The sequence below is a fragment of the Luteimonas sp. MJ250 genome, from assembly GCF_039548455.1.
In the GTDB taxonomy this organism is placed as follows: domain Bacteria; phylum Pseudomonadota; class Gammaproteobacteria; order Xanthomonadales; family Xanthomonadaceae; genus Luteimonas.
The window spans coordinates 293,688-306,379 of sequence record NZ_JBCLVB010000011.1 but is presented as its reverse complement, the minus strand read 5'-3'; the positions used below and the strand labels follow the sequence as shown (position 1 = coordinate 306,379).

The following is a 12,692-nucleotide window of genomic DNA, read 5'->3' as shown; positions in this document are numbered from 1 at the left end:
GCCACCGCGGGCGATCAGGCCGCTGCGTCGGGACGCGTCGCGCGCAGCTCGGTCGCGCGCACCAGCACCTGCGGCGGCGCCAATTCTTCTGGGGTGGCGAAGATGCGTCGCCTGCGCAGCCACTGGCCGGCCGCGTACGAGGCACCCAGGGCGACGATCGGAATCGCCAGCACCAGGCCCAGGATGACCGGCGACATCCACGCCGCCAACGCCGGTGAAACCATCCAGGCGGCCACGCCGGCCACCACGCCGGCAAGCGTCAAGCCCCCGTACAGGCGCAGCAGCTCGCGCAGCGGCAGCGTGCCGTCGTCGCGGCGCTGCGATTCCCATCCCGAGTCCTTGCCGGCCAGCACCCCGGCCACGCCGCGCGACTGCACGTACATGGTCACCGGCGCCATCAGCGCAGCCAGAAGCGTTTCCAGAAGCATGCCGACGAAGGTCCGCCACGCGCCGCCACAGCCGCGGCGCATGGCCGGGTCAATCATCGTGGCGAAGTAACCCATCAGCTTCGGCGACAGCAGCATCGTCATCGTCACCACGAACACGGCGATGAAACGGTTGGCGTCCTGCTCGCGCCAGTAGGCCGTGGGCGTGAAGCCCTCCAGCGAGAACTGGCCCCAGGAAAAGCCCGCATGCAGCAGCGGGATCGAGACGCCCACGATCATCAGCATCGCCCACATCGGGGCGGTGAAATAGTGGCCGATGCCGATCAGGAGGTGCCAGCGGCTGACCCAGTGCAGGCCGCGCGCGGGCAGCACCGCGCCGTGCTGCAGGTTGCCCTGGCACCAGCGGCGGTCGCGCACCAGCATGTCGGTCAGCGAAGGCGGCCCCTCTTCGTAGCTGCCGCCCAGGCCCGGGATCATGTGCAGCGCCCAGCCGCCGCGGCGCATCAGCGCCGCCTCGACGAAGTCATGGCTGAGCACGGTGCCGGCGAAGGGCTTGACCCCGCGCAGCTCGGGCAGGCCCGCGCACTCCGCAAAGGCGCGGGTGCGCACCATCGCGTTGTGGCCCCAGTAGTTGCTCTCGGCGCCGTGCCACCAGGCCACGCCATAGGCGATCACCGGCCCGTACACGCGGCCGGCGAACTGCTGCATGCGCGCGAACAGGGTGTTGCCGTTGACGATCACCGGCAGGGTCTGGATCAGCGCGACGTCGTCGTGGCGCTCCATCGCCGCGGCCAGGCGCACCAGGGTGCCGCCATCCATCACGCTGTCGGCGTCGAGGATCAGGAACTGCGGCCAGGCGCCGCCCCAGCGCCGCACCCAGTCGGCGATGTTGCCGGCCTTGCGCTCGCTGTTGTCGTCGCGCAGGCGGTAGTACGCCCGCGCACCTGGCCCCAGGCGTTCGCACAGGGCGCGGAACGTCGCCGCTTCTTCCGCCTGGATGGCGGCGTTGCGCGTATCGCTGAGCACGAAGAAGTCGAAGCGCTCGAGCTGCCCGGTGGCCGCCAGCGACTCGTGCATGGCCTGGACGCCGGCCATCAGCCGCGCGGGATCCTCGTTGTAGATCGGCACCAGCAGCGCGGTACGCGTGGCGAGCGCCGGCAGCGGGCCGCGCGCGCTCATGCCCATGCGCAGCGGCCGCCGCTGCAGCAGCAGCACGAAGCCGGCGATCGCGCCCACGAAGGCCTGCACGATCCAGGCGAACAGGCCGACGAACAGCACCAGCATCGTGCCCTCGAGCGGATCGATGCCGTCGCCGCGCAGCAGCCACCACAGCTGGTAGGTGGCGATGGCGGTCAGCAGCACGGCGGCGGCGATCACGGCGAAGCGGCGCCAGGCCATGTTCGGCGGCGTGGTCGGGCGCAGCGGGTTGCTGATCGTGCCGCGGTCGAGCGCCTGCACCGGCATGTCCAGCGGCGCCTCGGGCGGCAGCGGTGGCAGCGCGGGATGCGGTGCGACCGCACCGCCCGGCACGGCTGCGGAAGGGCTCACGGCGTCCATCGCGACAGCCAGGTTTCGGTCAGGCGCCCGCTGTCGCCTTCAAGCCACAGCCGCATTTCAACCGCCGCTGCATCGCCGGGTTCGAGTTCGAAACCCACCCGCCAGCCGCTGCCGTGGGGGTTGCGGTAGGCCACCGCGTTGCTCAGCGCGCCGGCGCTGGCGCTGGCCTGGGCACGCACGCCGCCATCGCTCTCCGGCAGTGCCCCGCCTGCGAAGTCGATCAGGTACTGGCGGCCCGGCGCGCGGTCCAGCGCACCGCTGCGGCTGGCCACCACGCGCGCCAGGCGCGGGTTCCAGCCGTGACCGGCGGCCCAGTGCAGCCGGTAGCGCCAGCGGTGTTCGCGGCCCGCAGCCAAGGGGGCGGCCGGACGCCAGAAAGCGACGATGTTGTCGGCGTACTCGTTGGCGGTGGGGATCTCGACCAGGTGGACCTCACCCTCGCCCCAGGGGTCGAGCGGCTCGACCCAGCAGCTGGCGCGCTTTTCGTAGCCGGCCTCGAGGTCCTGGTAGTCCTCGAAGCGGCGCTTGCGCTGCATCAGGCCGAAGCCGCGCGGATCGTGATCCTGGAAGCCGCTGTGCTCGACCGTGCGCGGATTGCGCAAGGGGCGCCAGGCCTGTTCTCCGCTGCCGGTGAGCAGGGCCAGGCCGTCCGAGTCATGCACCGCCGGACGCGGATCGTCGATGCGCGCGCGATCATGGGCATCGAATTCGTACATGCTGGTCAGCGGTGCGATGCCGGCGGCGGCCAGGTCCGTGCGCGGATACAGGCGCGCGTCGACGTCGAACACGGTGTCGTCACCGGGCGTGATCGCGAAACGGTACGCGCCGGCCACGCTTGGCGAATCCAGCAGCGCGTGCACCACGACCTGCCCGGCAGCGCCTGCGGGCGTCTCCAGCCAGAAGGCGCGGAACAGCGGGAACTCCTCGGCTCCCGGATCGCCGCTGCCCAGCGCCAGGCCGCGCGCCGACAGCCCGTAACCAAGGCCGCGCGCGACGGCGCGGAAATAGCTCGCGCCAAGGAAGGACGCGATTTCGTCCAGCGCATCGCCGGCCTGCCCGGTGGCGTGCAGGCGGAAGCCGGCAAAGCCCAGGTCCGTGCCGGCGGGCGGCGGCGGCGCGCCGTGGTCGAAGCGGAACAACGAGGGCGAGTACGCGAACGGCCGGCTGCGCCCGCCTTCGACCACGTGCATCTCCACCCGGTCGCGGAACATGTAGCCGCGGTGGAAGAACTGCGCCTCGAAGCCACGTCCCTGCCCATGCCACAGCGCCTGCTCCGGCCGGTAACGATAGTCGCGGTAGCGGTCATAGCCGATAGCGTCGAGCGCGGCCGGCAGCTCGCGCGAAGGCGCGCGGTACGCCGCGGCAGCGAGGGCCGCGGCCAGCGCCGGCACCGTGCGGTCGTCGAACGCGGCGCCATCGTCGGTGGCGGCGAAGACGTGGCCGGGCAGCGTGACGGCCACCGGCAGGGCCAGGCCTGCCAGCAGGAGTTCTCGTCGATGCAAAGGTGGTCGCCGGGGAGAGGGGATGGCGCCGGAATATAGCCTGCAAGCCGTGCCCGTCTTCACGCATAGCTAACGCTTCGCAGCTTGCACGCGGACGCGTTGACGGCCTGGCAACCTGCCGCATGCAATGCTCGCCCGGCTATCTGTCTCCCGGAACCGCGATGCCGACGACCAGCCCTCTTGTGTGGGAAGCCACGATCGCGCTGATCATCGGCCTGCTTGTCTTCGACTATTTTTTCCACGTGCGCAAGGCGCACGCCCCGACTCTGCGCGAAGCCACGATCTGGTCGGCGCTCTACGTCGGAATCGCGCTGCTGTTCGGAGTCGCGGTGTGGACCTGGGGCGGTGCCGACATGGGCGCCGAATACTTCTCCGGCTACATCACCGAGAAGGCACTGTCGATCGACAACGTCTTCGTGTTCCTGGTGATCATGTCCAGCTTCAAGGTGCCGCGCGAGGACCAGCAGAAGGTGCTGCTGTTCGGCATCACCTTCGCGCTGATCGCACGCACGGTGTTCATCCTGCTGGGCGCGGCGCTGATCGAGCACTTCTCGTGGGTGTTCTACCTGTTCGGCCTGGTGTTGCTGGTCACCGCCGGCAACCTGCTCGCGCCCGACGACCACGACGACGACAAGCCCAACATCGTGGTGCGCCTGGTGCGGAAGATGTTCCACTCCAGCCCCCACTACGACGGCGACAAGCTGTTCACCACCTACCAGGGCAGGCGCGCGCTGACGCCGATGCTGCTGGTGATGCTGGCGATCGGCGGTACCGACATCCTGTTCGCGTTCGACTCGATCCCGGCGATCTTCGGCCTGACCCAGAACATCTTCATCGTGTTCACCGCCACCGCGTTCTCGCTGCTGGGCCTGCGCCAGCTGTACTTCCTGATCGGAGGGCTGCTCGAACGCCTGGTCTATCTGTCAATCGGCCTGGCGGCCGTGCTCGGCTTCATCGGCGTCAAGCTGGTGCTGCACGCCCTGCACGAGAACAACCTGCCCTTCATCAACGACGGCGAGCCGGTGCCGGTGATCGAGATCGGCACCTGGACCTCGCTGGTGGTGATCGTGGCGATCCTGCTGGTGACGGTGGTGGCGTCGCTGACCAGTCCCAAGGGCAAGGCGAAGGTGGCGGTCTCGGCGCTTCGGCAGGAGATCGCCGACTACCTGCTGCTTTCGCCCGACAGCGCGCCAGCGGCGCGGCGCGGCGCGTTCGACGACCTCCGCGCAAGCCAGGCGCGCGTCGACGCGCTGGAGCCACGCTTCAAGGCGATGGTGAAGCGGCCCGACGTGCTGCAGCATGACCTGCGGCGCGCGCACGAGGCGCATGCCGCAGCGACCGGGACGCCGCTGCGGTCGAGCAGACTCGACCTGCCGCCCACGCCGGAGGACGACGGCGACGGCGACAGCGGCCACTGAGGCGCCTCCCCAAGGCGCAGCGGCGCACATTTCCTTGTGAGCAGGCTGCACCCTTGTGGGGCAGCTACAGCAGCGTTGGCCCGGTGCTGCGCCCTTGCTGGATCGCGGCTATAGCCGCTCCCACAATCGCCGCTGTCGCCGCTTCCCCACATGGGCGTCCGGGTGCGCTGCCGGACCCCTGTGGGGAATCAGCCCTGCGGCGTTGCCGCCGGTCGTGCGCTGTCTTCGAGCCAGCCACCGCCAAGCACGCGGTACAGCGTGACGCGATTGGCCTGTTCGGCCAGGCGCGTGGCGACCAGCGCCTGCTGCGCGCTGTACAGCGTGCGCTGGGCGTCGAGTTGCGACAGGTAGCTGTCGAAGCCGGCGTCGAAGCGCGCGCGCGCCAGCGACTCGGCACGGGTGGCGGCATCGACCAGGTCCTGCTGCGCGGCAACCTGCGCCGCCAGCGTCTGCGACAGCACCAGCGCATCGGCAACTTCGCGGAAGCCGGACTGGATGGCCTGCTCGTACTGCGCAAGCGCGATGTCGCGATCGGCCGTGGCCATGCCCAGCGCCGCGCGCAGCCGGCCACCCTGGAAGATCGGCAGGTTGATGCGCGGAATGAAGCTCCAAAGCTTCGTGCCGCTATCGAACAGCCCCGACAGTTCGTCGCTGGCCGAACCGATGCTTCCGGTCAGCGTAATCGACGGAAAGAACGCCGCGCGTGCCGCGCCTATATTCGCGCTGGCGGCCGACAGCCGGTGCTCGGCCGCGATCACGTCGGGGCGACGCAGCAGCACCTCGGCGTCGAGCCCGGCCGGAACCGCGGACAGGCCGCTGACCGGACCCACCCTGGCATCGGGCAGCAGCGACGCGTCCACCTGCGCACCGGCCAGCAGGTTCAGCGCGTTGCGGTCCTGTGCCACCTGGCCGGTCAGGCGCTCGACATCGACACGCGCGCCGGCGACCTGGGTGCGCACCTGCTCCAGCTCCAACGCCGAGGTGGCGCCGTACTCGAAGCGCTTGCTGCTCAGGTCCAGCGTCTGCCGGTAGGTGTCCAGCGCGGCCTCGGCCAGCCGCAGCTGCTCCTGGTCGGCGGCAAGCGCCAGCCAGGTGCCCGCGACCTCGGCCACCAGCGACAGCTGTGCCGCGCGCTGCGCTTCTTCCGTGGCGAGGTACTGCTGCAGCGCCGACTCACTGAGGTTGCGCACGCGGCCGAACAGGTCGAGTTCGAATGCCGCAAGGCCGATGCCCGCGGTGTACTGCTCGGTGACCGGGATGTCGCCGCCCACGCGCTCGAGCATTGCTTCCGCGCCGATCGACGGCAGCCGGTCGGCGCGCTGGATCCGGTACTGCGACCGCGCACGCTCGACGTTGAGGATGGCCACGCGCAGGTCGCGGTTGTTGTCCAGCGCCAGCGCAACGACGCCTTCGAGCCGGGGGTCGGCGAAGAAGTCGCGCCAGCCGATGTCGACCATCGGCAGCGCCGCCGCCCCGTCGATGACACCGGTGCCGGGAGCAACGGCATCCGCTCCGGCCGTCACTTCGGGCATCGGCCAGGCAGCGGGGATGCCGGCCTGCGCTTCGGGCGTGGCGGGTACGAGGGTGGCGCAGCCGCTGGCGGCGAGAACCGCCGCCAGCGCCAGCGCGAGGCGTGCGTGCTTATTCATGGTCGATGGCTCCTGCGGAGGCGGGCCGTGCGTCGGCCGTGGCGCGCTGGCCGCCGAACAGCTTCTGGATCACCACGAAGAACAGCGGGATGAAGAACACGCCCAGCAGCGTACCCACCACCATGCCGCCGACCACGCCGGTACCGATCGCGCGCTGCGCGCCCGAGCCTGCGCCCGTTGCGATAGCCAGGGGCAGCACGCCGAGGCCGAAGGCGAGCGAGGTCATGATGATCGGGCGCAAGCGGTCGCGGACGGCCTGCATGGTCGCGGCGATCAACTCCATGCCACTTTCCACGTTGGCCTTGGCGAACTCCACGATCAGGATCGCGTTCTTGCTGGTCAATCCCACCGTGGTCAGCATCGCCACCTGGAAATAGACGTCACGCTCCATGCCCATCAGGGTGTTGGCCAGCACCGCGCCGAGGATGCCCAGCGGTGCGACGAGCAGCACCGCCGTCGGCACATTCCAGCTTTCATACAGCGCCGCCAGGCACAGGAAGATGATCAGCAGCGACAGCGTGTACAGCAGCGGCGTCTGCGAACCGGATTCACGCTCCTGGTAGGAAACGGCCGTCCATTCGACGGCGAAGCCGGCCGGCAACTGCGCGGCCAGACGCTCGATTTCGTCCATGGCCTCGCCCGAGGACAGGCCTGGCGCGGCCTCGCCCTGGATCTCCACCGACGGCACGCCGTCGTAGCGCTCCAGGCGCGGCGAACCGTAGTCCCAGTGCGAACTGCCGAAGGCGCTGAACGGCACCATCTCGCCCGCGCTGTTTTTCACCGACCACAGGTTGAAATCCTCCGGGGTCATGCGGAACGGTGCATCGGCCTGGATGTAGACGCGCTTGATGCGGCCACGGTCGATGAAATCGTCGATGTACTGGCCGCCCCAGGCCGCCGCGAGGGTTGCGTTGATCATGTCCTGCGACAGCCCGAGCGCACCCGCCCTGGCCACGTCCACATCGATGCGCAGCTGCGGCGTGTCCTCTTGGCCATTGGGGCGCACGTTGGCGAGCAGCGGGCTTTCTCCGGCCAGCCCGAGCAGCTGGTTGCGCGCGGCAATCAACGCGTCATGGCCCTGGGCGCCCGTGTCCTGGAGATAGAACGAATAGCCGGTGGCAATGCCCAGTTCGGGCATGGCCGGGGGAGCAATCACGAAGATGAAGGCGTCCTTGATCCCGCTGAGTGCGGCATTGCCACGCGCAGCGACTGCCTCGGCGCTGAGTTCGGCGCTGCCGCGCTCACTCCAGTCCTTGAGCTTGACGAAGGCGATGCCGGTGTTCTGGCCCATGCCCGCGAAGCTGAAGCCCTGCACCGCAAACACCGACTCGACCGCGTCCGTCTCGTTCTCGAGGAAGTGCTTTTCAAGCGCAGCGATCGACTCCAGCGTGCGCTCCTGGGTGGCACCGACCGGCGTCTGCACCATCACCATCAGCACGCCCTGGTCTTCGTTGGGCAGGAAAGAACTGGGCATGCGGGCAAACAGCAGACCCATGACCAGCGCCAGGGCCGCGAACACGGCCATGAAGCGCCAGGGGCGGTTGAGGATGCCGCGCACGCCGCGCTGGTACTTGCCGCTGGTCTTCTCGAAGCCACGGTTGAACCAGCCGAAGAAGCGCGCGAACCAGCCGGTCCCGCTGTCGTGGTGCTCGCCCTTCTTCAGCGGCTTGAGCATGGTCGCGCACAGCGCCGGGGTCAGCACGATGGCAACGATCACCGATAGCGTCATCGCCGAGACGATGGTCACGGTGAACTGCCGGTAGATCACGCCGGTCGAGCCGGACATGAAGGCCATCGGCACGAACACCGCCGACAGCACCACGCCGATGCCGACCAGGGCGCCGGTGATCTGGTCCATCGACTTGCGCGTGGCCTCGAGCGGCGACAGGCCCTCTTCGGACATGATGCGCTCGACGTTCTCCACCACCACGATGGCGTCGTCGACCAGCAGGCCGATCGCCAGCACCATCGCGAACATCGTCAGCATGTTCACCGAGAAGCCCAGCGCGGCGAGCACGCCGAAGGTGCCCAGCAGCACCACCGGCACCGCGATCGTGGGGATCAGGGTGGCGCGGAAGTTCTGCAGGAACAGGTACATCACCAGGAACACCAGCACGATGGCCTCGAGCAGGGTCACGACCACGCCCTTGATCGATACCTGCACGAAGGGCGTGGTGTCGAAGGGAACCACAACCTTCATGCCGGGCGGGAAGTAAGGCTCGATCTCCGCCAGGGCGTTCTTCACGCCCTCGGCGGTGTCCAGTGCGTTGGCGCCGGTGGCCAGCGAAATCGCGACGCCGGTGGCCTGCTGGCCGTTGTAGCGGGAGTCGAACTCGTAACTCTCGGTGCCCATCTCGACGCGCGCGATGTCGCCCAGGCGCAGCGCCGAGCCGTCGGGGTTGCTGCGCACGATGATGTCGCGGAACTGCTCCGGCGTCTGCAGCCGGTCCTGGGCGTTGATGGTGGCGTTGATCTGCTGGCCGTCGATTGCCGGCGCACCACCGAGCGAACCGATGGCGACCTGGGCGTTCTGCGCCTGGATCGCGGCCGTGACTTCGGGGATCGACAGCGCGTAGGTGTGCAGCTTGTTCGGGTCCAGCCAGATGCGCATGGCGTACTTGCCGCCGAACACCTGGATGGTGCCGACGCCCGGGACGCGGCTGAGCGGGTCGACGACGTTGGCACCGACGTAGTCGGCGATGTCGACCTTGTCCATGCTGCCGTCTTCAGACACGAAGCCGACCACCTGCAGGAAGCTCGACGTCGACTTGCTGACGTTCACGCCCTGGCGCTGCACCTCCTGCGGCAGCAGCGGCATGGCCAGCTGCAGCTTGTTCTGCACCTGCACCTGGGCGATGTCGCCGTCGGTGCCGGTTTCGAAGGTCACGGTGATGGTCGCCATGCCGTTGGACGACGACTGCGAGGAGAAGTACATCAGGCCGTCGAGGCCCTTCATGTTCTGCTCGATGATCTGGGTCACCGAGTCCTCGACCACCTTGGCCGACGCGCCCGGATACATTGCCCGGATCTCGACGCTCGGCGGTGCCACGGTGGGATACATCGAGACCGGCAGGCTGAAGATCGACAGCGCGCCGGCGAGCATGATGATGATCGCGATGACCCACGCGAAGATGGGTCGGTCAATGAAGAAACGTGCCATGGCGGTCTCCGTTACTCCTGCGCGGCCGGCGCGGGCCCGGTGGCGGCGTCGGCCGCGTCGGTCGTGGCGGTGTCCGCCGCATCAGCGGCATCGTTGGCCGGGTCGCGCGCAGCGGCTTCGTTGCCGGCGCCGGGCAGTCGCGGCGCACGCGCCTCCTCCGTCATTTCGACCGCCGCACCCGGCGCGACCTTCTGCAGGCCCTCGACGATCACGCGGTCGCCCGCGGCCAGGCCCGACTCGACCAGCCACTGGTCGCCGATGGTCTGGCTGACCACGACCGGACGCTGCTCGACCACGCCTTCGGCGTTGACCACCAGGGCGGACGTATCACCCTTGGGATCGCGGGCCACGCCCTGCTGTGGCACCAGCAGCGCGTTCTGGCGCACGCCGGCGCCGAGCTTCGCGCGCACGTACATGCCGGGCATCAGCACGTGGTCGGGGTTGGGCACCTCGACGCGCAGCGAGTAGCTGCCGGTGCTCGGATCCACGGCGACCTCGGAGAACTTGAGGCTGCCGGGATGTGTGAACGCACTGCCGTCCTCCATCAGGATCGCCACCGGCATGTCCTGGGTGCTCTCCAGGCGGCCGGCTTCCAAAGACCGGCGCAGCTCCAGCAGTTCGGTGCTGGACTGGGTGAGATCGACGTAGATCGGATCCAGCTGCTGCACCGTCGCCAGCGCCTGCGGCTGGTTCGCGGTGACCAGCGCGCCCTGGGTGACGCTGGACTTGCCGATGCGACCGCTGATCGGCGCGATGATCCGGGCATAGCCCAGGGTCACGTTGGCGGCGTCGAGCGCGGCGCGGGCGGCGCCGACATCGGCCTCGGCCTGCGCCAGCGCGGCGGTGGCGTTGTCGTGGTCCTGCTTGCTGACCGCTGACACCTTGACCAGCTCCGCGGTGCGGTTGGCGGTCAGGCGGGCGGCGGTGCGGGTGGCCTCGGCGCGCTTGAGCTGGGCGCGGGCACTGTTGGCCGCGGCGCGATAGCTGGCGTCGTCGATCTGGTACAGCGGCTCGCCGGCCTTGACCAGGCCGCCCTCGGTGAACAGGCGCTTGGCCACGATGCCGTTGACCTGCGGCCGGACCTCGGCCACCAGCCATGCATTGGTCCGCCCCGGGAGTTCGCGGGTGATGGTTACCGGACGGGTCTCGAGGGTGGCGACGGTGACTTCGGGCTTCGGGGGCTCTCCACCCTGCTGGCCGCCGCCACACGCAGCGAGCACTGCGGCAGCGAGGACGACAGCAATCGGGCGGGCACGGCGGAGGGTCGTGGTCATGTGGGGAGGGGCCTTGTGGGGATTCGAAAACATACGCCCAGCAACCGGAGTTCCGCGCTTGCGGCATCGGTGCTGGGCGTTTCAGGTGACGGGGTGTAATATACATACATGAATGTATGTTGGTCAACGGGCATAGACTGCCCGCCGGACAGGAGGCGTTAATGGCACGCAGGACCAAGGAGGACGCGCAGGCCACGCGCGAGGGCATCCTCGACGCGGCCGAGGAGTGCTTCCGCGAAAAGGGCCTGTCCGGCACCAGCCTGGAAGCCATCGCAGCACGCGCCAGCGTGACCCGCGGCGCGGTCTACTGGCACTTCAAGAACAAGGCCGAAGTGCTGGAGGCGATGATCAGCCGCGTCAGCCTGCCCTTCTTCCACGGACTGGAGCGCGTGTCGCGTCCCGACGGCATGACGCCGCTGCTGGACCTGCGCGAAATGCTGCGCCAGTCATTCGCCGACCTGGTGCACACGCCGCGGGTGCGCGCCACGCTCGAGGTGCTCGAACTGCGCTGCGAGATCCCGGCCGCCGACGACGCCCTGGCCACGCTGCGCAAGACCGGCATGCATCAGACCCTGTCGCGCATCAAGGCCGCCTTCCGCCGCGCGGAGGCGCTGGGCCAGCTGCGCGAGGACATGAGCGCTGACAGCTGCGCACGCACCCTGCACTTCATCATCGGCGGCGCCCTGCGCATGCACCTGGTGGATCCCGAGGAGATCGACCTGGAGCGCGACGGCCTGGCCGCGGTCGAACTGGCCCTGCGCGGCTGCGCACGCGATCCCTCGCAGCTCGACGCAGCGGGCTGATTCCTCCCGCTCGACGTGAGTGCCGCTCCCGGCGCAACGGGCGGCCGACCACAAAAAGGCCGCCGCACCTCGCGATGCGGCGGCCTCCCTGCACGTGACTCCGGCGCCGGACGGATCCGGCGCGCGGGCTGTGCGCTTACTCGCCCTGCTTGGGCACCGCGGCTTCGGTGGTGATGCGCAGCTGCACTTCGTCGCTGACGTAGGGCGCGTTCATGCCCAGGCCGAAGTCGGTGCGCTTGAGCGTGGCCACGGCATCGAAGCCGGCGGCCGGCTGGCTGGTCATCGGGTGGGTGTCGACCTTGTTGATGGTGGCGTCGAGCACCACCGGCTTGGTGATGTCCTTGATGGTCAGGTCACCGGTGATCCTGAGCTTGCCCTCGCCCGCGGATTCCACGGCGGTGCTCTTGAAGGTCGCCTGCGGATATTTGGCGGCATCGAAGAAATCGTCGCTGCGCAGGTGGTCGTCGAACGCCTTCACGTGCGAGGACAGACCGGCCAGCGGGAGGATGACCTCGACGCTCGATGCGGCCACGTTGTCGGCGTCATAGGTGATGGTGCCTTCGACCTGGCCGAAGTGGGCGATCGGGTTCGAGAAGCCGAGGTGGTTCCACTGCGCGACCACGTCGGTATGGGTCGGGTCGATGGTGTAGGTCACCGGCGCGGCAAAGGCGTAGGCCGACGCGGCGGCAAGGGCAAGGCCGAGGATGGTGCAGGGGATACGGTTGGACATGACAGGCTCCTGGATGAGGTGTGCTTCGCGGATGGTGGTGGGGCTCGAGAGGACCGAAGGACACGGGTCATCAACCGAGGACGACAGTCTATCGTTCTGTATTCGTGCCTAGTTGCTTAAAAATGAAACAAATGATCACAAAACTAGAACAGCAACCAGTTTGAACCATGCGCAATAGAGCGCAGCGTCCGGCCTCAATGCCTACAAAAACAG

The 12,692-nt window shown here is 68.8% G+C and carries 8 protein-coding genes; 2 read left to right on the top strand and 6 right to left on the bottom strand.

Annotated features, from left to right (window positions below; translation table 11 throughout):
* Positions 1–14 precede the first annotated feature (14 nt).
* Positions 15–1,943: a glucans biosynthesis glucosyltransferase MdoH gene (gene mdoH, locus WCE37_RS08050; RefSeq protein ID WP_343278893.1), complete on the bottom strand. Its 1,929-nt coding sequence runs from the start codon at positions 1,941–1,943 to the stop codon at positions 15–17.
* Entirely contained in the window at positions 1,931–3,445 is a 1,515-nt protein-coding gene (locus WCE37_RS08045; RefSeq protein ID WP_343278892.1) for a glucan biosynthesis protein G, read from the bottom strand. The genes mdoH and WCE37_RS08045 overlap by 13 nt, the downstream gene beginning before the upstream one ends.
* A 161-nt stretch (positions 3,446–3,606) precedes the next feature.
* On the opposite strand from WCE37_RS08045, the gene WCE37_RS08040 reads away from it, so the two are divergent.
* Positions 3,607–4,863 carry a TerC family protein gene (locus tag WCE37_RS08040; RefSeq protein ID WP_343278891.1) on the top strand — a complete coding sequence of 419 codons (1,257 nt, stop codon included), beginning with the start codon at positions 3,607–3,609 and terminating at the stop codon, positions 4,861–4,863.
* Positions 4,864–5,051: 188 nt separating this feature from the next.
* Here WCE37_RS08040 and WCE37_RS08035 read toward each other — a convergent pair whose 3' ends face one another.
* The 3 genes from WCE37_RS08035 to WCE37_RS08025 are packed head-to-tail and all read right to left on the bottom strand — an operon-like array spanning position 5,052 to position 10,946.
* On the bottom strand, positions 5,052–6,512 hold the full coding sequence (locus WCE37_RS08035) for an efflux transporter outer membrane subunit (protein WP_343278890.1): 1,461 nt from the start codon (positions 6,510–6,512) through the stop codon (positions 5,052–5,054).
* On the bottom strand, positions 6,505–9,672 hold the full coding sequence (locus WCE37_RS08030) for an efflux RND transporter permease subunit (protein WP_343278889.1): 3,168 nt from the start codon (positions 9,670–9,672) through the stop codon (positions 6,505–6,507). Before WCE37_RS08030 ends, WCE37_RS08035 begins: the two co-directional genes overlap by 8 nt.
* A gap of 11 nt (positions 9,673–9,683) precedes the next feature.
* Positions 9,684–10,946 carry an efflux RND transporter periplasmic adaptor subunit gene (locus WCE37_RS08025; protein WP_343278888.1) on the bottom strand — a complete coding sequence of 421 codons (1,263 nt, stop codon included), beginning with the start codon at positions 10,944–10,946 and terminating at the stop codon, positions 9,684–9,686.
* 161 nt (positions 10,947–11,107) lie between these two features.
* Between WCE37_RS08025 and WCE37_RS08020 the strand changes: the two genes are divergently transcribed.
* Positions 11,108–11,749, top strand: coding sequence for a TetR family transcriptional regulator (locus WCE37_RS08020; RefSeq protein WP_343278887.1), 642 nt, complete (start codon positions 11,108–11,110; stop codon positions 11,747–11,749).
* A 136-nt stretch (positions 11,750–11,885) separates the two neighbouring features.
* Here WCE37_RS08020 and WCE37_RS08015 read toward each other — a convergent pair whose 3' ends face one another.
* On the bottom strand, positions 11,886–12,479 hold the full coding sequence (locus tag WCE37_RS08015) for a YceI family protein (RefSeq protein ID WP_343278886.1): 594 nt from the start codon (positions 12,477–12,479) through the stop codon (positions 11,886–11,888).
* Between the last annotated feature and the right edge of the window lie 213 nt (positions 12,480–12,692).